At 73.3% G+C, this 24,610-nt stretch carries 24 protein-coding genes; 6 read left to right on the top strand and 18 right to left on the bottom strand.

Translation table 11 applies throughout. The features are described from left to right. Positions 1 to 40 precede the first annotated feature (40 nt). Entirely contained in the window at positions 41 to 1,417 is a 1,377-nt protein-coding gene (locus ACIQ87_RS25155) for a hypothetical protein (protein WP_402410291.1), read from the top strand. 84 nt (positions 1,418 to 1,501) lie between these two features. Here the strand turns inward: ACIQ87_RS25155 and ACIQ87_RS25150 are convergent, their stop codons facing one another. Further along, a complete protein-coding gene (locus ACIQ87_RS25150) occupies positions 1,502 to 2,098 on the bottom strand; it encodes a hypothetical protein (RefSeq protein ID WP_402410289.1) in 597 nt (198 codons plus the stop codon). Between the two features lie 148 nt (positions 2,099 to 2,246). Here ACIQ87_RS25150 and ACIQ87_RS25145 point away from each other — a divergent pair, with 148 nt between their 5' ends. After that, entirely contained in the window at positions 2,247 to 2,927 is a 681-nt protein-coding gene (locus tag ACIQ87_RS25145) for a PhzF family phenazine biosynthesis protein (protein WP_402410287.1), read from the top strand. On the opposite strand, the gene ACIQ87_RS25140 is transcribed toward ACIQ87_RS25145, so the two are convergent. The 4 genes from ACIQ87_RS25140 to ACIQ87_RS25125 form a co-directional block, all read right to left on the bottom strand. Further along, positions 2,897 to 3,520 carry a VanZ family protein gene (locus ACIQ87_RS25140; RefSeq protein WP_402410285.1) on the bottom strand — a complete coding sequence of 208 codons (624 nt, stop codon included), beginning with the start codon at positions 3,518 to 3,520 and terminating at the stop codon, positions 2,897 to 2,899. The two genes, ACIQ87_RS25145 and ACIQ87_RS25140, sit on opposite strands and share 31 nt — an antisense overlap. Before the next feature lie 109 nt (positions 3,521 to 3,629). Then, the gene (locus ACIQ87_RS25135) at positions 3,630 to 3,962 is read right to left on the bottom strand and encodes a hypothetical protein (RefSeq protein WP_402410283.1); all 333 of its coding nucleotides are present in this window, start codon (positions 3,960 to 3,962) and stop codon (positions 3,630 to 3,632) included. After that, positions 3,959 to 5,503 (bottom strand): ATP-binding protein, encoded by a 1,545-nt coding sequence (locus ACIQ87_RS25130; RefSeq protein WP_402410281.1) that lies wholly within the window; start codon positions 5,501 to 5,503, stop codon positions 3,959 to 3,961. The genes ACIQ87_RS25135 and ACIQ87_RS25130 overlap by 4 nt, the downstream gene beginning before the upstream one ends. 63 nt (positions 5,504 to 5,566) lie before the next feature. Then, positions 5,567 to 6,244 (bottom strand): response regulator transcription factor, encoded by a 678-nt coding sequence (locus ACIQ87_RS25125; protein ID WP_030257458.1) that lies wholly within the window; start codon positions 6,242 to 6,244, stop codon positions 5,567 to 5,569. A 381-nt stretch (positions 6,245 to 6,625) separates the two neighbouring features. On the opposite strand from ACIQ87_RS25125, the gene ACIQ87_RS25120 reads away from it, so the two are divergent. Continuing rightward, a complete protein-coding gene (locus ACIQ87_RS25120; RefSeq protein ID WP_402410353.1) occupies positions 6,626 to 7,498 on the top strand; it encodes a SigE family RNA polymerase sigma factor in 873 nt (290 codons plus the stop codon). Positions 7,499 to 7,665: 167 nt separating this feature from the next. Here the strand turns inward: ACIQ87_RS25120 and ACIQ87_RS25115 are convergent, their stop codons facing one another. The 4 genes from ACIQ87_RS25115 to deoC all read right to left on the bottom strand — a co-directional run bounded on the left by ACIQ87_RS25115 (position 7,666) and on the right by deoC (position 11,871). Next, positions 7,666 to 8,304 (bottom strand): ATP-binding protein, encoded by a 639-nt coding sequence (locus ACIQ87_RS25115; RefSeq protein WP_402410279.1) that lies wholly within the window; start codon positions 8,302 to 8,304, stop codon positions 7,666 to 7,668. 198 nt (positions 8,305 to 8,502) lie between these two features. Further along, positions 8,503 to 9,405, bottom strand: a complete 903-nt coding sequence (locus tag ACIQ87_RS25110; protein ID WP_402410277.1) for an aldehyde dehydrogenase family protein — start codon at positions 9,403 to 9,405, stop codon at positions 8,503 to 8,505. Beyond that, positions 9,398 to 10,879, bottom strand: coding sequence for an aldehyde dehydrogenase family protein (locus ACIQ87_RS25105; RefSeq protein ID WP_402410275.1), 1,482 nt, complete (start codon positions 10,877 to 10,879; stop codon positions 9,398 to 9,400). The genes ACIQ87_RS25110 and ACIQ87_RS25105 overlap by 8 nt, the downstream gene beginning before the upstream one ends. A 5-nt stretch (positions 10,880 to 10,884) precedes the next feature. Further along, positions 10,885 to 11,871, bottom strand: coding sequence for a deoxyribose-phosphate aldolase (gene deoC / locus ACIQ87_RS25100; RefSeq protein WP_392867078.1), 987 nt, complete (start codon positions 11,869 to 11,871; stop codon positions 10,885 to 10,887). A gap of 106 nt (positions 11,872 to 11,977) precedes the next feature. Here deoC and ACIQ87_RS25095 point away from each other — a divergent pair, with 106 nt between their 5' ends. After that, positions 11,978 to 12,658 carry a PH domain-containing protein gene (locus tag ACIQ87_RS25095; RefSeq protein WP_402410273.1) on the top strand — a complete coding sequence of 227 codons (681 nt, stop codon included), beginning with the start codon at positions 11,978 to 11,980 and terminating at the stop codon, positions 12,656 to 12,658. A gap of 64 nt (positions 12,659 to 12,722) precedes the next feature. On the opposite strand, the gene ACIQ87_RS25090 is transcribed toward ACIQ87_RS25095, so the two are convergent. The 3 genes from ACIQ87_RS25090 to ACIQ87_RS25080 form a co-directional block, all read right to left on the bottom strand. After that, a complete protein-coding gene (locus tag ACIQ87_RS25090; RefSeq protein WP_402410272.1) occupies positions 12,723 to 14,447 on the bottom strand; it encodes a phospho-sugar mutase in 1,725 nt (574 codons plus the stop codon). 146 nt (positions 14,448 to 14,593) lie between these two features. Beyond that, complete coding sequence (locus ACIQ87_RS25085) at positions 14,594 to 15,415, bottom strand: purine-nucleoside phosphorylase (protein WP_402410270.1); 822 nt, start codon at positions 15,413 to 15,415, stop codon at positions 14,594 to 14,596. Positions 15,416 to 15,581: 166 nt separating this feature from the next. Next, positions 15,582 to 16,019: a gamma-glutamylcyclotransferase gene (locus tag ACIQ87_RS25080; protein ID WP_224284955.1), complete on the bottom strand. Its 438-nt coding sequence runs from the start codon at positions 16,017 to 16,019 to the stop codon at positions 15,582 to 15,584. Positions 16,020 to 16,118: 99 nt separating this feature from the next. Here ACIQ87_RS25080 and ACIQ87_RS25075 point away from each other — a divergent pair, with 99 nt between their 5' ends. Both ACIQ87_RS25075 and ACIQ87_RS25070 read left to right on the top strand, forming a co-directional pair. Continuing rightward, on the top strand, positions 16,119 to 17,573 hold the full coding sequence (locus ACIQ87_RS25075; RefSeq protein WP_402410268.1) for an NAD(P)H-quinone dehydrogenase: 1,455 nt from the start codon (positions 16,119 to 16,121) through the stop codon (positions 17,571 to 17,573). Positions 17,574 to 17,810: 237 nt separating this feature from the next. Beyond that, positions 17,811 to 18,767 (top strand): DeoR/GlpR family DNA-binding transcription regulator, encoded by a 957-nt coding sequence (locus ACIQ87_RS25070; RefSeq protein WP_392868737.1) that lies wholly within the window; start codon positions 17,811 to 17,813, stop codon positions 18,765 to 18,767. Positions 18,768 to 18,864: 97 nt separating this feature from the next. Here ACIQ87_RS25070 and ACIQ87_RS25065 read toward each other — a convergent pair whose 3' ends face one another. The 6 genes from ACIQ87_RS25065 to ACIQ87_RS25040 all read right to left on the bottom strand — a co-directional run bounded on the left by ACIQ87_RS25065 (position 18,865) and on the right by ACIQ87_RS25040 (position 24,519). Next, complete coding sequence (locus ACIQ87_RS25065) at positions 18,865 to 20,640, bottom strand: acetyl/propionyl/methylcrotonyl-CoA carboxylase subunit alpha (protein WP_402410266.1); 1,776 nt, start codon at positions 20,638 to 20,640, stop codon at positions 18,865 to 18,867. A gap of 235 nt (positions 20,641 to 20,875) precedes the next feature. Next, complete coding sequence (locus tag ACIQ87_RS25060) at positions 20,876 to 21,610, bottom strand: hypothetical protein (RefSeq protein ID WP_402410264.1); 735 nt, start codon at positions 21,608 to 21,610, stop codon at positions 20,876 to 20,878. A 116-nt stretch (positions 21,611 to 21,726) separates the two neighbouring features. Then, the gene (locus ACIQ87_RS25055; RefSeq protein ID WP_402410262.1) at positions 21,727 to 22,338 is read right to left on the bottom strand and encodes a nucleoside triphosphate pyrophosphatase; all 612 of its coding nucleotides are present in this window, start codon (positions 22,336 to 22,338) and stop codon (positions 21,727 to 21,729) included. 73 nt (positions 22,339 to 22,411) lie between these two features. Further along, on the bottom strand, positions 22,412 to 22,552 hold the full coding sequence (gene mmpB, locus ACIQ87_RS25050) for a morphogenic membrane protein MmpB (protein ID WP_402410260.1): 141 nt from the start codon (positions 22,550 to 22,552) through the stop codon (positions 22,412 to 22,414). Positions 22,553 to 22,678: 126 nt separating this feature from the next. After that, positions 22,679 to 22,900 carry an acyl-CoA carboxylase epsilon subunit gene (locus tag ACIQ87_RS25045; RefSeq protein WP_402410258.1) on the bottom strand — a complete coding sequence of 74 codons (222 nt, stop codon included), beginning with the start codon at positions 22,898 to 22,900 and terminating at the stop codon, positions 22,679 to 22,681. Between the two features lie 29 nt (positions 22,901 to 22,929). Beyond that, positions 22,930 to 24,519, bottom strand: a complete 1,590-nt coding sequence (locus tag ACIQ87_RS25040; protein ID WP_402410256.1) for an acyl-CoA carboxylase subunit beta — start codon at positions 24,517 to 24,519, stop codon at positions 22,930 to 22,932. Positions 24,520 to 24,610: the final 91 nt, after the last annotated feature.

Below are 24,610 nucleotides of genomic sequence, written 5' to 3'. Positions count from 1 at the left end.
TTGGGTTCTGTCCGAATTCTCTCGTGAGGTTGGATTTCGCATGCGGCATCGCAGATTCCTGGCCGCGGCCGCCGCCGTCTCGCTGGCCTCCGGCCTGGCCGTCGTCGAGGCCCCGACCGTCTTCGCCGCCTCGGAGGCCGTCGCGCTCGTGCGGGGCACCCAGATCCAGCCCTCGCCGGTCACGGTCGTGCTCGGCGGCGCGCCCGCCACCGTCAAGGCGGGTGGCGGGCCGGTGGAGTTCACCGCGAGGCTCAGGAACACCGCCGACCACCAGGTGGACGTGCTGTCCTCCGCCTTCGTCGTCGGCGACACCGGTGCCGGCACCAGGCAGAGCCACTTCAGGCTGGAGTACCGGTCGCCCGGCGGTGCGCCGTGGCAGGACGCCACGGTGAACGCCGCGAGCGTCGGCGCCTTCTGGGAGATCGACCGGTCGGCCACACTGCACCTGGCGGCGGGCGCCGAGGCGGTCTACCGGCTGCGGCTCACCGTCGCCGCCGAGGCCCCGGCCGGCCGGGTGAGCCTGGGCTTCAACGCCGATGTCGAGGACCCCACCCTGCCGCGGGAGCAGCGGAGCAGCTTCGCCCAGAGCGAGCGGACGAACACGGTGATCGCTCCGTCGGTCACGCCGACCACGCCGGCGCCCACGCCCGCCGCCGCGGCCGACGTCAGGCTCGTCGGGGTGCCCACCACCTTCACGGCGGGCGGCGAGGCGAAGCCGTTCAAACTGGTCTTCACCAACACCAGCGGCAAGGACCTCCGGGTCATGCCCACGGTCGTGTTCCAGGGGGTGACCGAACTCCCCTTCGAGACGGTCCGGTTCGAGTACCAGGGGCCGGACGGGGCCTGGCTGCCCGGCGGTCCCGGGGGCAACTCGGAGCACCCGACCTGGCTCTCCATGAACCTCCGGCCCGGCGACGTGGGCTCGGACGAGTTCGCCCTGCCGAAGGGCGGGGCTCACACGATCAACGTCCGGCTGTCCTTCACCGGGGACGCGTCGGCCCGCCTCGAGTCGCTGGTGGCCATGGCGGGCAGCCTGCCCGGTGCCGGCGAGAGCGCGACCGTGGTGTCCAGCCAGAAGGCCGACTTCATGATCGTGACCGCGGCTCCCAGCGCCACCCGGACGCCGGGGCCCACCTCCGCGGCCCCGGTCGCCCCGGTGTCGACCGAGTCCGAGACCGCCGGCGCCCCGGTCGTCCCGGTCGCCCAGGCCACCGCCGCGGCGCCGAGCCCGGCGGCGGTCGGCTCACCGGTGGTCGCCGCAGCGGCCCCGGCCGCTGACCCCCGGCTGGCCTCCACCGGCGGCGGCTCGTCGACGGAGCCGATGGCGATCACCGGTGCGACCGCGATCGCCCTCGGCCTCGGCATCCTGGTGGTGGCGTGGCGCCGCAACCGCGTGCGGAGCGGCACCGGGAACTGACCCGAAGACGGAAGGCCCGTCCGTCACCGCTCGGCAGCGGGTGACGGACGGGCCTTCCGGCGTCCGCGCGGAGGGCGCGGCGCGTCAGCCGGCCGGGTTCCGCGGCGGCTGCGGCTGTGCGTACGGGTTGTCCGCCACCGGCTGCGGCGGGACGCCCGGCTGGTACGGCGAGGCGCCCTGCGGCGCGGGCGGGGCGGCCTGCGGTGCGACCGGCGGGACGGGCGCACCCGGCTGCTGGGCGTACGGGGCCTGCTGGGCGGCCGGGTTGAACGGGGCCTGCGGGGCGTTGGGGTTGAACGGGGCCTGCGGGGCGTTGGGGTTGAACGGCGCGCCCGGGTTGAACGCCCCCTGCGGCGCGTTGGGGTCGAACGGGGCCGCCGCCTGGGCGGGCTGCTGCTTGGCGTTGCTGCGCTCGACGATCGCCTTCACCGAGGCGACGATCATGCCGATCGGCAGGATGAACACCTTGAAGAAGATGGTGTACGTGCCGCCCTCGAAGACGAACAGCAGGTAGTAGGCGTACCCCAGGAGCCCGAGGCCGACGACCACGTTGAGGACGCGCAGGCCGGCCTTCAGCCCGCCGGAGACGGCCCCGAGGACCACCATGATGACGCCGCTGAGCGCCAGCAGCACGACGTACCAGGAGAAGAGTGGCTGGCCGCTGAAGTCGAGATTGTTCAAGGGGGTTTCCTGGGGAGGGGAAGACGGAAAACGGTGGGCACCGTTCGGGGACGAGAGCGCACAGTACTGGAGGCGGCGGACATTCGCCTCCGCCTTTGCGTCACGGTGTCATTGCGCTGTGCCGGAACGGGAGTGGACGAGGTGGGAAATGACGGAGTTTGAGGTGCTGCGGGTCTTTTGCGGGCCCGACGGGAGTCACGGGAACGCGCTCGGAGTGGTGCGCGACGGCGCCGCCGTGCCGGAGCGCGCGGACCGGCAGCGGATCGCACACGAACTCGGCTTCAGCGAGACGGTGTTCGTCGACGACCCGGAACGCGGGGAGATCGACATCTACGCCCCGTCGGTGCGCCTGCCGTTCGCCGGCCACCCGTGCGTGGGCGCCGCCTGGCTGCTCGGGGTGGACCGGCTGGTCACGGCGGCCGGCGAGGTGACGGTGCGGCGCGAGGGCGGGCTGACCCGGATCGGGGCCCGCCCGGAGTGGGCCCCGCCGCGCACGCTGCGGCAGTACGGCTCGGCGGCCGAGGTGGAGGCCCTGGAGGTGCCGCCGCCGGGGGAGTGGGTCTACGCCTGGGCCTGGCAGGACGAGACGGCCGGCACCGTGCGGGCCCGGGCCTTCCCCGGGCGCGGGGACGGGATCGACGAGGACGAGGCGACGGGTGCGGCCGCCCTGCTGCTGGCCGCGCGCCTCGGCCGGGCGCTGACCGTCACCCAGGGGCGGGGCTCGCAACTGCTGGCCGGACCGCGTCCGGGCGGGCTGGTCGAGGTCGGCGGCCGGGTGGTCCGCGCCCCGCGCCCGGCTCAGCCGACCGGCGGGGTCGGCTCCGCGTAGGCGCGCCGGCGGGCGGCGGGCGCGACGGCCGCGAGCGGGGCCACGGCCACGGCCGACGCGGCGGCCACCGGCGGAACGGAGAGCACCGTCAGCCGGGGCGCCCGCGGCCGCCGGTCCCGCAGCAGGTGCCGCAGCCCGGGGACGAGCGCGAGGTGGACGACGGCCACGCCGACCACGGCGAGCAGGATGTGGTCCACGTTGAGGACGTGCCCGGGCGCCCAGGAGGAGAGGAACTCCAGCGCGGTCGCCAGCAGCGCGGAGACGCCGGTGGTGCGCAGGAAGGACGGCAGCCAGGGGGCCCGGAGCCGGCCGCCGGCCAGCGGCAGCAGGACCCCGAGCGGGGCCAGCAGCAGGAGCTCGCCGACCACCTGCCAGCCGCTGGAGGAGCGGAGCGAGGCGAGTGGCGTCAGGTTGGCGTCGTACACCCAGGCCACCGGCAGCGGTCTCAGCACCAGCCAGAGGACCAGCGCCAGATGGCCGGTGAGGCCCGCCAGTCCGGCCCGTCGGAGGGGACGGTGGACGGCCGCCGCCGGGCTCTTCTCGTTCCCCGCGCCGGAACGCTCGTCGCGTGTCCTGGTGCCATCTCGCTGCACGGGGGGAAGGACGTGGTCCGACGTCACGTCGGTTCCACACCCGGCGTGAACATTCCCAAACACGCCCCCGAACCCGCTCCCCGCCCCTCTCCGCGCCCTTCCCGGCGGTCTACTTGCAGGGCGAGGCCGTCGGCACCGCGCCGAACACGTTGTCCGGCGGCGGGCTGCCCGGCGTCACCGGGGTGGGCGACGGGCTCGGGCTCGCGGACGCCTTGGCACCGCGGGCCGGGGTCATGGTCGGGGCCGGTCCCGGCGGGGTGGCCAGCGCCGCCGGTATGTGCGGGGAGGTCGGGCAGGCCGTCCGGCTGGCGGGCGCGCCGGCGTCGACCGGTACGGCGGTCGGCCGGATGCCGCAGCCGGAGGCCAGCGCGATCAGCAGCAGCACGCCGGCGCCGCGGCGCAGGACGGTGCGGGGGGCGGCGGTGTCGGTGGGGGTGGTCACGTGGCGTCCTTGTCCTGGGCGGCGTCGCCGGCGGGGCCGCCCTCGGCCTCGTCCGCGGAGGGCGGAGGCGGCGGGGCCGACGGCAGGGTCAGGGTGAACACCGCGCCGACCTCCCCGTTCGCCGCCGTGATCGTTCCCCCGTGTATCTGCGCGTTGGCCATCGCGATCGACAGCCCGAGGCCGCTGCCCTCCGAGCGCGCCCGCCCCCGGTCCGCCTTGTAGAAGCGGTCGAAGACGTGCGGCAGCACGTCCTCCGGGATGCCCGGGCCGCTGTCGGAGACCTCGACCACGACCGACTCCCCGTCCTGGCGGACCTTCACCCGCACCGGCGAGCCGCCGTGCTTCAGCGCGTTGCCGATCAGGTTGGCGAAGACCACGTCGAGCCGGCGCGGGTCGACCACGGCCAGGATGCCGCGCGGGGCGTCCACCTCGACCGCGTCGTACCAGGCCCGCCCGTCGATGCAGGACATGATCAGGTCGGCGATGTCCACCTCGTCGGCGACCAGTCTGGCGGTGCCGGCGTCGAAGCGGGTCACCTCCATCAGGTTCTCCACCAGGTCGGACAGCCGGCGGGTCTCGCTGACCACGAGCCGGACGGCCGGCTCGATCATCGGGTCCAGCGACTCGGCCTCGTCCTCCAGGATGTCCGTCACGGCGGTCATCGCGGTCAGCGGGGTGCGCAGCTCGTGCGACATGTCGGCGACGAACCGCCGGCTCTGCGCCTCGCGCGCGCTCAGCTCCTCGACCTGCTCGTGCAGCGACTCCGCGGCCCGGTTGAAGGTCCGCGCCAGGTCGGCGAGTTCGTCCGAGCCCTCGACCTCCAGCCGGGTGTCCAGGTGCCCCTCCCCGAGCCGCCGGGCGGCATCCCCGAGCCGCTTGACCGGCCGCAGCACCGTCGCCGAGGCGGCCTGGGCGAGCAGCGCCGAGCCGATCAGCGCGAGCAGCGTCGCGATGGCCAGCGACCAGCCCAGGGTGTTGAGGTCGGCCCGCTCGTTCTCCAGCGACTTGAACATGTACGCCGTCGGGCCGTTCGGCACCACCTTGGTGCCGCCGATCACGAACGGCCGGCCGTTCAGGTTCTGCCGCTGCCAGTACAGGTGGTACGGGTACGGGTTGTTCTCGGTGACCTCGCGCGGCTTGGCGACGGTGGACTGCAGCGCGGTCGGGACCTCCGCCAGCGTGAAGTTCGCCGGGTCGGAGGAGGCCGGGCACTCCGGGTGCGCCGGGTCGACGACCACCACGTCGTACGTCAGCCCCGAGCTGGCCACGTTGGACGCCAGCGTCGCCAGCTCCGGGCAGCTGGCGTTCAGCGGCAGCTCGGAGACGTTGCGGGTGAGCGAGACCCTGAAGTCGTTCAGCGCGGTGTCCTGGGCGCGCTTGAGCACCGCGTCGCGGTTCAGCCAGTACGCGATGCCGGAGGCCGAGACGGCGGCGAGCAGCGCGACGGCCGCGAACACCGCGATCAGCCGCACCCGCAGGGAGCGCAGCCGACGCCACCGGCCCGTCGAGAACCGCCGGGCAGTCGTCTGATGGTCAGTCACAAGAGCCTGTCGTGGTACGGGAGTTCAGAGGTCGGGGGAGGGGTGGGGGCGGGGCGCCCCCGGTCAGGCCGGCGGGTCCAGCCGGTAGCCCACCCCGCGGACGGTGCGGATCAGCGTCGGAGCGGACGGCACGTCCTCGACCTTGGCCCGCAGCCGCTGCACGCACGCGTCGACCAGGCGGGAGTCGCCGAGGTAGTCGTGCTCCCAGACCAGCCGCAGCAGCTGCTGGCGGGAGAGCGCCTGGCCGGGGCGGCGGCTGAGCTCCAGCAGCAGCCGCAGCTCGGTCGGGGTGAGCTGGAGGTCCTGTCCGTCCTTGGTGACGGTCATCGCCGCGCGGTCGATCACCACGCTGCCGTAGGCCGAGGAGTCCGAGCTCTCCCGCTCGCCGCGCCGCAGCACGGCCCGGATCCGCGCGTCCAGCACGCGTGGCTGCACCGGCTTCACCACGTAGTCGTCCGCGCCGGACTCCAGGCCCACCACCACGTCGATGTCGTCCGAGCGGGCGGTCAGCAGGATGATCGGCAGCTGGTCGGTGCGGCGGATCCGGCGGCACACCTCGAAGCCGTCGATCCCGGGCAGCATGACGTCCAGCACGATCAGGTCGGGCCGCTGCTCCTTGAAGAGCCTCAGGCCGTCCTCGCCGGAGGCGGCGGTGGCCACGCGGTGGCCCTGGCGGGTGAGGGCGAGTTCGAGGCCGGTGCGGATGGCGTCGTCGTCCTCGATCAGTAGGAGGAAAGGCACGGCCCCATTTTGGCCCACCGGCAGCCCCGAATCACCCCCCGGAGGGCTCGCCGTCCCCTCGGGAACCGGAACCTGTGCCACCGGCGTCCGCTACGGAGGGAGGCGGACCCGGGATGTTCGGCCCGCTCCTGTGACACCCCTGTGACAGTCGGCGGACAGCGCCATCACAACCGGCGGGCAGGATTTTCCGTGTCGCCGCAGGACAGCGGGCCGCAAGGCCGGCTGAAGGGCGGCTACCGGAACCGCTCGTACCGACCCAGGGGGCGCACGATGAACGCCATGCTTCAGACCCGGACCAACCCGGCTGTCCGCACCGCGCGTTCGTCAGCCACGTCCCACCGGACCCGGTACGAGGTCAGGACCGACGAGAACTCCGGTGCCGTGACCGTGCGGGGGTGCGCGCACAGCACCGGTGGAAACCCTGGCGCCCGTCGGGTGAGCGGCGGCGGCAGGACGGGGGAGCTGTACGGGATCGGCCGTCTGGGGAGTTCGGCCGACTCCTCCAACACCCTCACGCTGCGGGGCATCCTCCCCGTCCGCGTCGAGGGCAAGGACGTCCCGGGGAACAACCGGGGTACCGGGGGGAACGGTCTGCGGACGGTCGGTTCGGGGGAGCCGACCGGTCGCGAGGCCGCCGGTGCGACGCTGCTGCGGCTGAACCCCGCGCCGGCCCGCACCACCGAGGCCGGGCAGGGAGGCGCGCAGGGGGAGCACCCGGCCGTCGCGGAGGACCACATCAAGGAGTTCACCGCGTACGTGCGCGAGCGCCGCGCCTCCCTGTACGCCACGGCGTACCACCTGACCGGTGACCGCTACGAGGCCGAGGACCTGCTGCAGAGCGCGCTCTTCAGCACCTACCGGGCCTGGGGCCGGATCACCGACAAGGCCGCGGTCGGCGGGTACCTCCGCCGCACCATGACCAACCTGCACATCTCCGCCTGGCGGCGCCGCAAGGTCAACGAGTACCCGACCGAGGAGCTGCCGGAGACGGCCGGCGACACCGACGCGATGGGCGGCACCGAGCTGCGCACCGTGCTCTGGCAGGCGCTGGCGAAGCTGCCGGAGAACCAGCGCACCATGCTGGTGCTGCGGTACTACGAGGGCAAGACCGACCCGGAGATCGCCGACGTGCTGGGGATCAGCGTCGGTACGGTCAAGAGCAGCATCTGGCGCGCCCTGCGCCGGCTGCGCGAGGACGAGCACCTGAACAAGTCGGGCGACACCGTCCGGGCGTTCGGCGAGCTGGTCGCGTAACGAGGACTCCCGTCGGGGGACGGGAAACGGACGGTCACGGTCCGGGGGCAGCAGCTCGGGGGAGCACGCCCGTGGGGGAGCCGAGGATCGTTCGGGGAAGGCGCGGGCCCGGTGCGGGGGAGACGCACCGGGCCCCGCGTCGTGTCCGGGTCCGGGTCGTACCGGGGTCAGGCGGCGGAGAGTTCCGTCGTCCTGGCCGCGGCGCGGATCCGTCGTTCGGCCTCGGGGCCGGCGCACGCGTACGAGCCGAGGGCGACCTGCCGGCCGACGATGGAGCGCTCGGCCCGCATCAGCCGCAGGCCCCGGCGCAGCAGCACCGGCAGCGACTTGCGGCCCTCCCGGACGTCCCGGCGCAGTCGGCGCCAGGCCGTGGTGAGCGCGCCGTTGCGCAGGCACAGGGCGTCGCCGAGCAGGCCCTGGTCGGCGCAGGCGGCGGTGATCTCGGCGGCGAATATGCCCTCCGCGATGAACGCGGCCGCCCCGCCCAGCTCCAGGCCGCGGGTGCCGGTACGGCCGTTGTCCGGGATCGAGTACACCGGGACGTCCGCGCGGCCCCGCTCGTGCAGGGCGCGGATCGCGGCGAGCGCCTGGTCGCGGTGCCAGGCCAGCGGGGAGTCCCAGTCGACGGCGCCGTCCGGCAGCCGCGGCAGGGTCGGGTCGTCCCCGTCCTTGTAGAAGTCGTCGAGCTGGAGCACCGGCAGGCCGCTGCGCTCGGCGAGCGAGGACTTCCCCGACCCGGAGGGCCCGGAGAGCAGGATCACCCGGGCATGCCCGGTCGGTGCGGGGTTCATGGGGGAGTCACTCACGGGACACCAGTCTGACGCATCCCGGCCGGTTGCCGAAACCGGTCGGCCCGCAACTCCCGCGGCGGGAACCGCCGGAACGCCGACGGACCCGCGCCAGGGGGGGAGAGGCGCGGGTCCGTCCTGTGACCGTCCGGGCCCTGGGGGGGTGAGGGCACTGGGGACGGCCAGTCTGTGGAGTTGTTACTCGGAGCGGGGAGGTCAGATCCCCATCGGGTGCCAGACCGTCTTCGTCTCCAGGAACGAGAGTAGCCGGTCGGTACCGGGTGCATTGGTCCAGTCCTGGGCGAACGGGTCCAGTACCGGACGGACCACCCGCTTCAGGGTATCCGCGGCGGCGGCTTCCAGCGCCTGCGCCGCGCCGGGACCGTCGACGGCGATGGCACCGGTGAGGTCCACCGCGTTGACGTCCTGGTGCGAGGCCAGGGTGGGGGCGATGTCCGCGGTCCGGCCCGAGATGATGTTGACCACGCCGCCCGGGACGTCCGAGGTGGCCAGCACCTCGCCCAGCGACAGCGCGGGCAGCGGGGCGTCCGCGGCGGCCGCGACCACGACCGTGTTCCCGGTGGCGATCGCCGGGGCGATCACCGAGACCAGGCCGAGCAGCGAGTGCCCGTAGCCGGCCTGCGGGGCGACGATCCCGACCACGCCGGTCGGCTCCGGGGTGGAGAGGTTGAAGTACGGCCCGGCGACCGGGTTGGCGCCGCCCGCGATCTGGGCGACCTTGTCGGTCCAGCCCGCGTACCAGACCCAGCGGTCGATCGCGGCGTCCACCAGCGCGGCGGCCTTCTTCGGGCCGATGCCCTCGGAGACGGCCACCTCGGCGGCGAACTGCTCGCGCCGGCCCTGGAGCATCTCGGCCACCCGGTACAGCACCTGGCCGCGGTTGTACGCGGTGGTGCCGGCCCAGCCCTTGACCGCCTTGCGGGCGGCCACGACGGCGTCGCGGGCGTCCTTGCGGGTGCCCAGCGGGACGTTGGCGAGCCACTCGCCCTTTGCGTCGGTCACCTCGTACACCCGCCCGCTCTCGGAGCGCGGGAACTTCCCGCCGACGTACAGCTTGTAGGTCTTGAGGACGTCAAGACGCGTTGCGACATCAGACATCGAGGTAGGCCTCCAGACCGTGACGGCCACCCTCGCGGCCGTAGCCCGACTCCTTGTAGCCGCCGAACGGCGAGGTCGGGTCGAACTTGTTGAAGGTGTTGGCCCAGACCACGCCGGCCCGGAGCCGGTTCGCCATCCACAGGATGCGCGAGCCCTTCTCCGTCCAGATGCCGGCGGAGAGGCCGTACGGGGTGTTGTTGGCCTTCTCGACCGCCTCGGCGGGAGTGCGGAAGGTCAGCACCGACAGGACCGGGCCGAAGATCTCCTCCTGGGCGATCCGGTGGGCCTGGCTCACGCCGGTGAACAGGGTCGGCTTGAACCAGAAGCCGGTGCCCGGGAGTTCGCAGGCCGGCGACCAGCGCTCGGCGCCCTCGGCCTCGCCGGCCTCGGTCAGCGCGGTGATCCGGGCCAGCTGCTCGGCCGAGTTGATGGCGCCGATGTCGGTGTTCTTGTCCAGCGGGTCGCCGACCCGCAGGGTGGCCATCCGGCGCTTGAGGGCGTCCAGCAGCTCGTCCTGGACCGACTCCTGGACCAGCAGGCGCGAGCCCGCGCAGCAGACGTGGCCCTGGTTGAAGAAGATGCCGTTGACGATGCCCTCGACCGCCTGGTCGATCGGCGCGTCGTCGAAGACGATGTTCGCGGCCTTGCCGCCCAGCTCCAGCGAGAGCTTCTTGCGGGTGCCGGCCAGCTGCTTGGCGATGGCGCGGCCGACCGGGGTGGAGCCGGTGAACGCGACCTTGTTGACGTCCGGGTGGGAGGTCAGCGCGGCGCCGGTGCGGCCGTCACCGGTGACGATGTTGACGACGCCCTTCGGCAGACCGGCCTGGCGGCAGATCTCGGCGAAGCGCAGCGCGGTCAGCGGGGTGGTCTCGGCCGGCTTCAGCACGACCGTGTTGCCGGTCGCCAGCGCGGGCGCGATCTTCCACGCCAGCATCAGCAGCGGGAAGTTCCACGGGATGACCTGGCCGGCCACGCCCAGCGGCCTCGGGTTGGCGCCGAAGCCGGCGTAGTCCAGCTTGTCGGCCCAGCCCGCGTAGTAGAAGAAGTGCGCGGCGACCAGCGGCAGGTCGACGTCGCGGGTCTCGCGGATCGGCTTGCCGTTGTCGATCGACTCCAGCACGGCCAGCTCGCGGCTGCGCTCCTGGATGATCCGGGCGATCCGGAACAGGTACTTGGCGCGCTCGCTGCCGGGCAGCGCCGACCAGTCGGCGAAGGCCTTGCGGGCGGCGGCGACCGCGCGGTCCACGTCCTCCTCGGTGCCCTGGGCGAACTCGGCGAGCACCTGCTCGGTGGCCGGGTTGACCGTCTTCAGCGCCTCGTTGCCGGAGGAGTCGACGAACTCGCCGCCGATGAAGTGGCCGTAGGAGGTGGCGATGTCGCCGGCGGCGGCCGGGGACTCCGGGGCCGGGGCGTAGGCGAAGAGGCCGCCGGCGGGCTTGGCCGCGGGCTCCTCGGTGTTCTTCTTCTTGGCCATGGTGATCAGTCCACCGTCACGTAGTCGGGGCCGGAGTAGCGGCCGGTGGCCAGCTTCTGGCGCTGCATCAGCAGGTCGTTGAGCAGGCTGGAGGCGCCGAAGCGGAACCAGTGCGGGGTCAGCCAGTCGTCCCCGAGGGTCTCGTTGACCATCACCAGGTACTTCATGGCGTCCTTGGTGGTGCGGATGCCGCCGGCGGGCTTGACGCCGACCTGGACGCCGGTGGCGGCGCGGAAGTCGCGGACCGCCTCCAGCATCAGCAGGGTGACCGGCGGGGTCGCGTTGACGGCGACCTTGCCGGTGGAGGTCTTGATGAAGTCGGCGCCGGCCAGCATCGCCAGCCAGGAGACCCGGCGGACGTTGTCGTAGGTCTGCAGCTCGCCGGTCTCGAAGATCACCTTGAGGTGGGCGGAGGTGCCGTCCGGGCGCTTGCACGCCTCCTTGACGGCCACGATCTCGTTGTGGACGTCGAGGTAGCGGCCGGAGAGGAAGGCGCCGCGGTCGATCACCATGTCGATCTCGTCGGCACCCGCGGCCACCGCGTCGGCGGTGTCGGCCAGCTTGACCGGGAGGGCGGCGCGGCCCGCCGGGAAGGCGGTGGCCACCGAGGCGACCTGGATGTCGGTGCCCTTCAGGGCGGCCTTCGCGGTGGCGACCATGTCCGGGTAGACGCAGATGGCGGCGACACGGGGGGTGGTCGGGTCGGTCGGGTCGGGGGTCCTGCCCTTGGCGCACAGTGCGCGCACCTTGCCGACCGTGTCCGCGCCCTCCAGCGTGGTCAGGTCGATCATCGAGATCGCCAGGTCGATGGCGTACGCCTTCGCCGTGGTCTTGATCGAGCGGGTACCGAGAGCGGCGGCACGCGCCTCCAGGCCGACCTGGTCGACGCCGGGCAGGCCGTGCAGGAACCGGCGGAGCGAGGCCTCGGACGCCGCAACGTCCTGAAGGCCGCTGCCCGCAACGCCGAGGGCATTGGCTGCAACAGTGGACATAGTCACCAGACCAGCATATCTACGCGCGTAGTGGGCCGCCAGAGCGCGTGCCATTCGTGGCCGGACCGAGACCTCGGCGCGAGGGGCATGGGGCAGAATCGACGCCATGACCGATTCCGACGGCAAGCCCCACCAGGGCCCGGCCGCCCCCGACGGGGAGCCCGCGTACACGGACCGCGTGTACCGCTCTGTCCCCGGTGTGATCTCCGGAGTGCTGCTCCTGCTCGTCGCGGCCTGGCTGATCGGTGACGCGGTGCTGAGCGGGACGGGGAAGACCCCGTACGTCGCGCTCGCGGCGGTGCCGGTGTTCGCCTTCCCGGTGATCGCGTACACGCTGCGCCCGGTCGTGACGGCCGGCCGCGACAGGCTGGTCGTGCGCAACCCGTGGCGGACCGTCGTGGCGCCGTGGGCCTCGGTGGACGCGCTGCGCGCCGGGTACTCGGTCGAACTGCTCGCCGGCGGGAAGAAGTACCAGGTCTGGGCCGTGCCGGTGTCGCTGCGCCAGCGCAAGCGGGCCACCCGGGCGCAGCGCTCGGGTGCCGCCGAGCACGCCGCCAGGACCGGCCTGGGGCTGGGCATGGCCAAGCGGACCAACCCGGTCGTCCAGGGTTCGCCCGACCCCACCCGCGCCTGGTCCGACCAGGTCACCGCCGTGCTCCAGGAGACGGCCGAGCGCAACGCCGGCCGTCCCACGGCGGCCGGCCCGGTCGAGGTCCGCTGGTGCTGGTGGGTCATCGCCCCCACCCTGCTCGGCCTGGTCGCGCTGGTCACCGTCATCGTGGTCTGACGCCGCGGCCGTACCCGAAGGGCCCCGCCGGTCGCGACCGGCGGGGCCCTTCGGGTACGCGGACTCAGACGGCGATGCCGGCGGCCTCGGCGAGGTCCCGCTTGACGGTGGCGAGGAGCTCGGCGGCGCGCTCGCGGGTGGCGGCGAGGTCGGCGGCCGAGGCGACCGGGAGGACGACCTCCAGGTAGCACTTGAGCTTGGGCTCGGTGCCGGAGGGGCGGACCACGATGCGGGCGGAGCGGACGCCCTCGCCGGCCAGGTGGTAGCGCAGGCCGTCGGTGGGCGGCAGGTCGGCGGAGCCGGCCGACAGGTCGTCGGCGCGGGTGACCTGCAGGCCGGCCAGGACGGTCGGCGGCTGCTCGCGCAGGCGGCGCATGGCGTCGGCGATCAGCGAGAGGTCCTGGACCCGCACGGAGAGCTGGTCGGTGGCGTGCAGGCCGTGCTCCAGCGCCAGGTCGTCCAGCAGGTCGGACAGGGTGCGGCCGGACTTCTTGAGGGTGGCGGCGAGCTCGGCGACCAGCAGGGCGGCGGTGATGCCGTCCTTGTCCCGGACGCCCTGCGGGTCGACGCAGTAGCCGAGTGCCTCCTCGTAGCCGTAGCGCAGGCCCTCGGCGCGGGAGATCCACTTGAAGCCGGTCAGCGTCTCGGCGTAGTCCAGGCCCGCGGCCTCGGCGATCCGGCCGAGCAGGGTGGCGGAGACGATGGTGGTGGCGAAGGTGCCCTCGGCCTTCTTCGCGACCAGGGCCGAGCCGAGCAGCGCGCCGACCTCGTCGCCGCGCAGCATCCGCCAGCCGGCCGCGCCCTGGCCGCCGCCGGCCGCGTTGCCGTTGGTGGGGACGGCCACCGCGCAGCGGTCGGCGTCCGGGTCGTTGGCGATCACGATGTCCGGGCCGACGGTGGCGGCGGTGCGGAAGGCGAGGTCCATCGCCCCCGGCTCCTCCGGGTTGGGGAAGGCCACGGTCGGGAAGTCCGGGTCGGGCTCGGCCTGCTCGGCGACCACGGTGGGCGCGGGGAAGCCGGCCCGGCGGAAGGCGGCGACCAGGGTGTCGCGACCGACGCCGTGCAGCGGGGTGTAGACGACGTCCAGGTCGCGCGGGCTGTGCGCGTCCACGATGGAGACGGCCCGGGTCAGGTACGCCTCGACGACGTCCTCGCCGAGCACCTCCCAGCCCTCCTCGGCGCGCGGGACCTCGTCCAGCGAGGCGATCGCGTCGATCTCGGCGGCGATCCCGGCGTCGGCCGGCGGGACGATCTGCGAGCCGTCGCCCAGGTAGACCTTGTAGCCGTTGTCCTGCGGCGGGTTGTGGCTGGCGGTCACGGTGACGCCGGCGGCCGCGCCCAGGTGGCGGACGGCGAAGGCGAGCACCGGGGTCGGCAGCGGGCGCGGCAGCAGCGCGGCGCGCAGGCCGGCGCCGACCACCACGGCGGCGGTGTCGCGGGCGAAGTCGTACGACTTGTGGCGGGCGTCGTAGCCGATGACGACCAGGTCGCCCGGGCCCTGCTGCTTGACGTACGCGACCAGGCCGGCGGCGGCCCGGATCACCACGGCGCGGTTCATCCGCATCGGGCCGGCGCCGAGTTCACCGCGCAGGCCGGCGGTGCCGAACTGGAGGCGGTCGGAGAAGCGCTCGGCGATCTCCGCCCAGGCGAGCTTGCTGTCGGTCTCGGCCTCCGGGCCCTCGGCCCGGGCCAGCAGGGCGGTGAGCTCCTCGCGGGTCTGCGGGTCGGGGTCCTCGGCCAGCCAGGTCCGGGCCCGGGCGAGGAGGTCGGGGTTGATTGCCTGCGTCATGCCAGCTCCATCGGGGTTTCAGCGGTGACCGGAGGGTTCCGTACGGAAGAGGGGGCACACATGCGGACGGGGCCCACGGGAGGGCGTGATCAGCGGATCACGCCGCCCGTGGGCCCCGTCAGCCATGATTCTGCGCCTCGCGGGCGTCAGATCCGCTCAAGGACCTTCGCCAGCAGCTCGCCCATGCGCTCGGCGGAGGCCTTGCCGGCCTCCAGCACCTCGGCGTGGTTGAGCGGCTCGCCGGTCATGCCGGCGGCCAGGTTGGTGACCAGGGAGATGCCGAGCACCTCGGAGCCGGCCTCGCGGGCGGCGATGGCCTCCAGGGTGGTGGACATGCCGACCAGCTCGCCGCCGAGCACCCGGGCCATGTTGACCTCGGCCGGGGTCTCGTAGTGCGGGCCGCGGAACTGGACGTAGACGGCCTCGTCCAGCGACGGGTCGACCTCGCGGCACAGCGCGCGCAGGCGCTTGGAGTACAGGTCGGTGAGGTCGACGAAGTTGGCGCCGACGATCGGGGAGTCGGCGGTCAGGTTGATGTGGTCGCTGATCAGGACCGGCTGACCCGGGGTCCAGCCGTGACGCAGGCCGCCGCAGCCGTTGGTCAGCACGATGATGCCGCAGCCGGCCGCGGCGGCGGTGCGCACGCCGTGGACGACGGTGGCGACGCCGTGGCCCTCGTAGTAGTGGTTGCGGCCGAGGAAGATCAGGGCGCGCTTGTCGCCGATCTTCACCGAGCGGATCTTGCCGGCGTGGCCGGCGACGGCGGGGGCGGGGAAGCCCGGGAGCTCGGTGACCGGGAACTCGGCCACGGTCTCGCCCAGGGCGTCGGCGGCCGGCACCCAGCCGGAGCCCATCACCAGGGCGACGTCGTGCCGCTCGGCACCGGTCAGCTCGCGCAGGCGCTCGGCGGCGGCCTGGGCGGCGGCGTAGGGGTCGGCGGAGACGACCGACTGAGGAGAAGCGTTCACGGGTCCGAGGATAGACGGGAATCGGCTACGCGCGTAGAAATTCGGCCGCGGCATGCCGGATCGTTACCCGGTTGGCCCGAAAACACAGCTCGGCGGTGGTTCCGGGCCACGCGGTCCTTCGGTTTCCCCACGGACGGTGTCGCGCACCCTCCGTACCCGTACTCCCTCAGCAGGGGCGGCGGCGCAGGTCCATCACGTAGTCGTGCGGGGCGCCGGCGCTCTCCGCGGCATCGGCGATCAGGCCGAGGTAGCGGGCCGCGGGCAGGCCGCCCTCGTAGTCGTTGAGCACGTACGTCCAGACCGGGATGTCCCCGTCCAGGGTCTGCGCGCGCAGCTTGATCTTGCGGTAGATGCCGAGCTGGACGCCCTCCCAGCGGTCCAGGCCCTCCTCGTCCATCGGCGCGACGTCGTACAGCGAGACGAAGACCTGGTCCTTCTCGTCCTCGACGACGGTGGCCAGCGAGCCCTCCCAACCGAGCTGCTCGCCGCCGAAGGTGAGCCGCCAGCCGGCTAGCCACCCCGTGCCGCGCAGCGGGGAGTGCGGGGCTCGGCGGGTCATCTGCCGGGCATCGAGGTTGGTGGCATACGCGGCGTATAGGGGCATGGGGGCCAGCGTAGCCCGGGCGGCGGGCGGGCCGCGGCTACTGGACGAAGGTGCGGAAGCCCGGACCCCGGCGTGGCGGCGGTCCCGGCGTGCGGGACAATGGGGAACGTGACTCGGATCGTGATCATCGGTGGCGGACCCGGCGGCTACGAGGCGGCCCTGGTCGCCGCACAGCTCGGCGCGGAGGTGACCGTCGTCGACACCGACGGTCTGGGTGGATCGGCGGTGCTCACGGACTGCGTTCCGTCGAAGACGCTGATCGCGACCGCGGAGGTGATGACCACCTTCGACAGCTCGTACGAGGAGCTGGGCATCCTGGTCGCGGACGACACCCCGCCCGTCGAGCAGGCCGCCCGGGTGATCGGCGTGGACCTGGGCAAGGTCAACCGACGGGTGAAGCGGCTGGCCATCGCCCAGTCCCACGACATCACCCAGTCCGTCACCCGGGCCGGCGTCACCGTGCTGCGCGGCCGCGGCCGGCTCGGCACCGGCGGGCAGGCCGTGGACGGCTCCCGCGAGGTGCTGGTGGACGCCCCCGACGGCACCGTGCAGTCGCTGCGCGCCGACGCGGTGCTGATCGCCACCGGCGCCCACCCGCGCGAGCTGCCGGACGCCCAGCCGGACGGCGAGCGGATCCTCACCTGGACCCAGGTGTACGACCTGGAGGAGCTGCCCCGCGAGCTGATCGTGGTCGGCTCCGGTGTGACCGGCGCCGAGTTCGCCGGCGCGTACCAGGCGCTCGGCTCCAAGGTGACCCTGGTGTCCAGCCGCGACCGGGTGCTGCCGGGCGAGGACCCGGACGCCGCCGAGGTGCTGGAGGACGTCTTCCGCCGCCGCGGCATGAACGTGATGGGCCGCTCGCGCGCCGAGAGCGTCAAGCGGATCGGCGACCGGGTCGAGGTCATGCTGGCCGACGGCAAGGTGATCGAGGGCACCCACTGCCTGATGGCGGTCGGCTCGATCCCCAACACCTCCGACATGGGTCTGGAGGAGGCCGGGGTCAAGCTCAACGACTGGGGCCAGATCCAGGTCGACCGGGTCTCCCGCACCACCGCCCCCGGCGTGTACGCGGCGGGCGACTGCACCGGCGTCTTCATGCTCGCCTCGGTGGCGGCCATGCAGGGCCGGATCGCGATGTACCACGCGCTCGGCGACGCGGTGCAGCCGCTGAACCTCAAGACCGTGGCCTCCAACGTCTTCACCGACCCGGAGATCGCCACCGTCGGCTACACGGCGGCCGACGTGGAGTGCGGCAAGATGGACGCCGTCGTGGTCAAGCTCCCGCTGCGCGGCAACCCGCGGGCGAAGATGCAGGGCATCCGGGACGGCTTCGTGAAGCTGTTCTGCCGCCCGGGCACCGGCATCGTGGTCGGCGGCGTGGTCGTCGCCCCGCGGGCCAGCGAGCTGATCCACCCGATCGCGCTCGCGGTGGACGCCAATCTGACGGTCGAACAGGTGGCCAGCGCCTTCACCGTCTATCCGTCCGTCTCCGGCTCGACCGCCGAGGCCGCCCGGCAGCTGCACGTCCGCAAGCGGGCCGACGGCGAATCCTGAGCGTTAGGCGCACAGTTGAGGGCGGCTGCCGATCGGCGGCCGCCCTTCGCGTGGGCATGGCCGTCACCCGGACGGCGGGCGCAGTTCCGGGGGCGTCGACGGCGCGCATTGTACGGTCACGCGCCGCTCGTGCGTGAGCAATTCCCGCTACCAGCTGCAAACGCCTGAAAGCAGACGGTCACGCAGGTTACCGTCGGTTCTGTGTTTGCTGCAGAACGTCGCCAGTTGATCCTCGAAATGGTGCGCGCCAACGGAGCCGTCTCGCTCCGGGAGTTGGCCCGCGTCGTCCAGACCTCCGAAGTGACCGTGCGCCGTGACGTGCGGGCGCTGGAGGCAGAAGGGCTCCTCGACCGCCGGCACGGCGGCGCGGTGCTCCCCGGCGGCTTCAGCCGCGAACCCGGATACCCGCAGAAGACCCATCTGTCCGCGGCGGAGAAGAGCGCCATCGCGGACTTCGCCGCCGGCCTGGTGGAGGAGGGCGACGCCGTGGTGGTGGGCGCCGGCACCACCACCCAGGAGCTGGCCCGCCGACTGGCCCGCGTGCCCGGGCTGACGGTGGTCACCAACTCGCTGCTGGTCGCCCAGGCGCTGGCGCACGCCAACCGGGTCGAGGTGGTGATGACCGGAGGCACCCTGCGCGGCTCCAACTACGCGTTGGTGGGCAGCGGCGCGGAGCAGTCGCTGCAGGGGCTGAGGGTCACCAAGGCCTTCATCTCCGGCAGCGGACTGACGGCCGAGCGCGGGCTTTCGACGGCGAACATGCTGTCCGCGAGCGTGGACCGGGCAATGGTGCTGGCGGCCGCCGAGGTGATCGTCCTCGCCGACCACACCAAGCTCGGCGCGGCCGGCATGTTCCAGACCGTCGCCACCGAGACCATCACCCGGCTGGTCACCGACGAGCAGGCCACCGCGGACGACGGCACCGTCCGCGAACTGGACGCGCTCGCCGACTGCGGGGTGCAGGTCGACCTGGCCCCGCTGGGCGCGGGCCCGAGCGGCGACGCCCCGGTGCACGGCACCGGCAGCGGCCCGGTGCACCAGACCCAGCCCGGCCCGATGGCCCGCCGCGGCGGCCCGCCCCCCGGCGGCGCCCCGCTGCCCGGCCAGCGCCGCCCCGGCGCGCACGGCGGTCCGGCGGGCCCGGGCGGCATGCCGGCCCGGCTGGCCGAGATGGGCCTGCCGCGCGGGCGCTGAGCCCGTACGGCCCCCGCAGGACGGCCTCGGAAACGCGGACCGGTCCGCACACCCCCGAAGGGGGGCGTACGGACCGGTCCGAGGGGCAGGGCTGGTGTCAGTCCTTGATCTCGCAGAGCGCGGCGCCGCTGCTGACGCTCGCGCCGACCTCGGCCTTGAGGCCGGAGACGGTGCCGGCCTTGTGGGCGTTCAGCGGCTGCTCCATCTTCATCGCCTCCAGGACCACGATCAGCTCGCCCTCGGCGACGACCTGGCCCTCCTCCACGGCGACCTTGACGATGGTGCCCTGCATCGGCGAGGCCAGCGTGTCACCGCTGACGGCCGAGCCGGCCTTCTTGGCGCCGACCCGGCGCTTGGCCTTGGCGGCACCCGCCGCACCGGCGGCCGGGGCGGCCGCGACGCCGAGCGAGGACGGCAGGGAGACCTCGATGCGCTTGCCGCCGACCTCGACGACCACGGTCTCCCGGGTCTCCGCCTCCTCGCCGTCACCGGCCGTGCCGGCGAAGGGCGGGATGGTGTTGTCGAACTCGGTCTCGATCCACCGGGTGTAGACCGAGAACGGCTCGTCGCTGCCGTGGACCTCGGGCGCGAACGCCGGGTCGGTGACGACGGCCTGGTGGAACGGGATGGCGGTGGCCATGCCCTCCACCTTGAACTCGCTCAGCGCGCGGCGGGCCCGCTCCAGGGCCTGCTTGCGGTCGCGGCCGGAGACGATCAGCTTGGCCAGCAGGGAGTCCCAGGCCGGGCCGATGACCGAGCCGGACTCCACACCGGAGTCCAGGCGCACGCCCGGGCCGGACGGCGGGGCGAACAGCGTCACGGTGCCGGGCGCGGGCAGGAAGTTGCGGCCCGGGTCCTCGCCGTTGATGCGGAACTCGAAGGAGTGGCCGCGCACCTCGGGGTCGTCGTAGCCGAGTTCCTCGCCGTCGGCGATGCGGAACATCTCGCGGACCAGGTCGAGGCCGGTGACCTCCTCGGTGACCGGGTGCTCCACCTGCAGACGGGTGTTGACCTCCAGGAAGGAGATCGTGCCGTCGACGGCGACCAGGAACTCGCAGGTCCCGGCGCCCTGGTAGCCGGCCTCCTTGAGGATGGCCTTGGACGCGCGGTACAGCTCGGCGTTCTGCTCGGCGGTCAGGAACGGCGCGGGCGCCTCCTCGACCAGCTTCTGGTGGCGGCGCTGCAGCGAGCAGTCACGGGTGGAGACGACGACCACGTTGCCGTGCTTGTCGGCCAGGCACTGGGTCTCCACGTGCCGCGGGTTGTCGAGGTAGCGCTCGACGAAGCACTCGCCGCGACCGAACGCGGCGACGGCCTCGCGCACCGCGGACTCGTACAGCTCGGGGATCTCCTCGAGCGTGCGGGCGACCTTGAGGCCGCGGCCGCCGCCGCCGAAGGCCGCCTTGATGGCGACCGGCAGGCCGTGCTCCTGCGCGAAGACGACGACCTCGTCGGCGCCCGAGACCGGGTCCGGGGTGCCGGCGACCAGCGGGGCGCCGGCGCGCTGGGCGACGTGCCGGGCGGTCACCTTGTCGCCGAGGTCGCGGATGGCCTGCGGCGGCGGGCCGATCCAGATCAGGCCCGCGTCGATGACGGCCTGGGCGAAGTCGGCGTTCTCCGACAGGAACCCGTAGCCGGGGTGGACGGCGTCGGCACCGGAGTCGGCGGCCGCCTTCAGGACCTTGGCGATGTCCAGGTAGCTGGTAGCGGGGGTGTCACCGCCCAGCGCGTAAGCCTCGTCGGCCGCGCGGACGTGCAGCGCATCCCGGTCCGGCTCGGCGTAGACGGCGACGCTGGCGATACCGGCGTCCGAGCAGGCCCTGGCGACGCGGACGGCGATTTCCCCGCGGTTGGCGATGAGCACCTTGCGCACTGTGGCTCCCTTCTTGAACCTCGTTGAGTTTATGGATTCCTGGGCAGTACCGGCGAGTAGCCCCAGGTTGTGAACTATCCCACACGCTCGGTGATGGTTACCGAGGCCCGGCGGGCGGCCCCGCGGACGACGCCGCAGGTCGGCGCCGGTCCCGCCGGAGGGGCGGGGGCCACGGCGGGTGACCGGGCGGCGGCGTGGCGGGAAGTGGCATGGGACACAGTCTCGCGCGGACCGCTCAAGCGGCGCCGGAACGGGCGGCCGGCCGCCGCAGCGCCTCGGCCGTCACGTCCGCCGCCACCTCGACCATGTCCGGCCCGTACGCCTCCGGGTTGACCACCCGTAGGACGAGCGCGAAGGTGCCGTCCTGCCCGTACTTCCGGGCGAGCTCGCGGTGGTGGGCGACCAGGTGGCGCACCCCCGCCTGGTTGGCGGTGCCGGTCTGGCCGGAGATCAGGAACACCGGGCGGCCGCCGTCCGGAGTGGCGAGCCGGGCGAGCAGGGTGTGCGTCTGGTCGCGGTCTGCGGTGAACTCGCGTTCGCCGACCACGATCACGTTGCTGCCCCGCTCGGGACCGGAGGTGACCAGCACCCCCGGCAGACCCCAGGCCACGTGCGCGGCCATCCGCTCGTTGCTGACCGGACCGCCCAGGCACAGCTCGGTCTTGGCGCCCAGGCCGCGGTGCGCGGCGTCGTGGGCGACCAGTTCGGGCCGCGCCCCGCACTCCTCGACCAGCCCGGCCAGCCACATCAGCGCGTAGGCGTCGCGCCGGGTGACGGTGTGCTCGTGCGAGCCCGTCCCGATGCTGCGCGGCACCACGATCAGGCACTCGCTGCCGACCGGCAGTCCGAAGAACTCCCGGACCCGCTCGGTCCTGCGGCGCCGCCGCAGCACCTGGGCCAGCCAGCCGAGGCCGGCGCTGATCGCGCTGGCCACCAGGCCGAGCACCACGTTGAGCACGCTGTCGGTCACCGCCGTCCTCCCTCCCCGTCCGAGACCTCGGCCAGCTTATGGGGGAGGGATGCGGCTGTCGTCGGTCGGTTGACCCAGGTCTGCCGCGCGGATTTTGTCGGATCCGGACCGTCCGGTCAGCTCCCGGTACGGGTCCAGAGGTCCGTGATGCGGACGTCGAGGTCGGCCAGCAGCCGGCGCAGCAGCGGCAGGGAGAGGCCGATGACGTTGCCCGGGTCGCCGTCGATGCCGTCGACGAACGGCGCCGAGCGGCCGTCCAGGGTGAACGCCCCGGCCACGTACAGCGGTTCGCCGGAGGCCACGTACGCGGCGATCTCCGCGTCGTCCGGGGTGCCGAAACGGACGGTGGTGGAGGCGGTGGCCGAGGACTGCCGGCCGGTCGTGGTGTCGATCACGCAGTGCCCGGTGCGCAGCACCCCGGCGCGTCCGCGCATCGACTGCCAGCGGGCCAGCGCCTCGGCGGCGTCGGCGGGCTTGCCGAGGGCGAGGCCGTCCAGCTCCAGAACGGAGTCGCAGCCGATCACCAGCTCGCCGTCGGCGAGTTCGGCGGCGACGGCCTTCGCCTTGGCCTCGGCCAGGACGAGCGCGAGCTCGGCGGGGGTGGCGGCGGTGATCGCGTCCTCGTCGACGCCGCTGACCACCACGCGCGGGTCGAGGCCCGCCTGGCGCAGCAGCCCGAGGCGGGCGGGGGAGGCGGAGGCGAGGACGAGGGCGCGCTGGTCGGTCATGCCCACCAGGGTAGGGGGTGCCGCTATCCGCCGTTCGGGTGAACGGCTCAGATGAACGGTCCGGGTGAACGGCTCAGGTGAACGGGCGGGAGAGCATCATCAGCACGGCGCCGACGAGCACCAGCGCGGCGAGCACCTTGCCGGCCCGTTGCATCCGCTCCTGCATCCGACGGGCCTCGGGCGAGGGCTCGTCACGGGGATCTGACCAGAGCACCTGTCCAGGGTGCGTCGCACGGGGGCGCGGGCGCCTGAGTATCCGTACTCAGGTTCCGGGCAAAGCGGGCGCCGGACAGCGCGCGGGGCGGGAAGCAGACCGGCTTCCCGCCCCGCGCGGCGGACGTCAGTGCGCCCAGCCCGAGGTCCGCCAGGCGTTCACGCCCGGGCGGACGGCGGGGCGCAGCAGGCGGGCGCGGTCGTTCCAGGGGGAGGCCGGGCCGACACCGGCCAGGCGCGCCGCCTCGGCGGCGGCCCGCGCGGCGGCGGCCCGGGCCTGGACCACCGCCAGGACGGTGGCCAGCTCCTCGGGGGTCGGCTGCCCGTGCAGTACGTGGATCGGGGACATGGCTGGTTCTCTCCCGACAGGGACGGGGCCTACAGGGGGATGTTGCCGTGCTTCTTCGGCGGCAGCACCTCGCGCTTGCCGCGCAGCGCCCGCAGGCCGCGGACGATGTGCCGGCGGGTCTCGCTCGGCGCGATCACCGCGTCCACGTAGCCGCGTTCGGCCGCCAGGTACGGGTTCAGCAGGGTGTCCTCGTACGAGGCGATCAGCTCGGCCCGCTTCTCCTCGGCGGTGCCGGCCGCCTCGGCCTCGGCGATCTCCCGGCGGTGCAGGATGTTGACCGCGCCCTGGGCGCCCATCACGGCGATCTGCGCGGTCGGCCAGGCCAGGTTGAGGTCGGCGCCCAGGTGCTTGGAGCCCATGACGTCGTACGCGCCGCCGAAGGCCTTGCGGGTGATCACGGTGATCAGCGGGACGGTGGCCTCGGCGTAGGCGTAGATCAGCTTGGCGCCGCGCCGGATGATGCCGTCCCACTCCTGCTCGGTGCCGGGCAGGAAGCCGGGCACGTCCACGAAGGTCAGCACCGGGACGTTGAAGGAGTCGCAGGTGCGGATGAAGCGGGCGGCCTTCTCGCTGGCGTTGATGTCCAGGCAGCCGGCCAGGTCCATCGGCTGGCTGCCGACGATGCCGACGGACTGGCCCTCGACCCGGCCGAAGCCGGTGATGATGTTGCCCGCGTACAGCGGCTGGGTCTCCAGGAACTCGCCGTCGTCGACGATGTGCTCGATCACCTTGCGCATGTCGTACGGCTGGTTCGCCGAGTCCGGCACGATGGTGTCGAGTTCGAGGTCCTCCTCGGTGACCGTGAGGTCGGCCTGCTCGGGGTAGGACGGCGGGTCGCTGAGGTTGTTGGAGGGCAGGTACGAGAGCAGGCTCTTGACGTACTCGATCGCCTCCTTCTCGTCCGCGGCCAGGTAGTGGGCGTTGCCCGACTTGGTGTTGTGGGTGCGCGCGCCGCCCAGCTCCTCCATCGCGACGTCCTCGCCGGTGACGGTCTTGATCACGTCGGGGCCGGTGATGAACATGTGCGAGGTCCGGTCGGCCATCACCACGAAGTCGGTGATCGCGGGGGAGTACACCGCGCCGCCCGCGCAGGGGCCCATGATCAGCGAGATCTGCGGGATGACGCCGGAGGCGTGCACGTTGCGGCGGAAGATCTCGCCGTACAGGCCGAGCGAGACCACGCCCTCCTGGATCCGGGCGCCGCCGGAGTCGTTGATGCCGATGACCGGGCAACCGGTCTTCAGCGCGAAGTCCATCACCTTGACGATCTTCTCGCCGAAGACCTCGCCGAGGGAGCCGCCGAAGACGGTGAAGTCCTGGGCGAACACGGCGACCTGGCGGCCGTCCACGGTGCCGTAGCCGGTCACCACGCCGTCGCCGTACGGCCGGTTCTTCTCCTGGCCGAAGTTGGTCGAGCGGTGCCGGGCGAACTCGTCGAACTCCACGAAGGAGTCCTCGTCCAGCAGTTCCACGACCCGCTCACGGGCGGTCAGCTTGCCCTTGGCGTGCTGCTTCTCCACGGCCTTCGCGGAGCCGGAGTGCACCGCCTCGTCCAGCCTGCGCCGCAGGTCGGCGAGCTTGCCGGCGGTGGTGTGGGGGTCGTACGGCGCCTCGGTCATCCGGTGGCTCTCCCTGATCCATGGCCGCGACCTGTTCGAGTGCGCGCGGGGCCGGGTGGTGGGCCCGCGCATGAGGGCAGGGCGGCGCTAC

This window comes from Kitasatospora sp. NPDC096204 (assembly GCF_044763205.1).
Classification (GTDB): Bacteria; Actinomycetota; Actinomycetes; order Streptomycetales; family Streptomycetaceae; genus Kitasatospora.
This window is presented reverse-complemented; position numbering and strand designations above follow the sequence as displayed.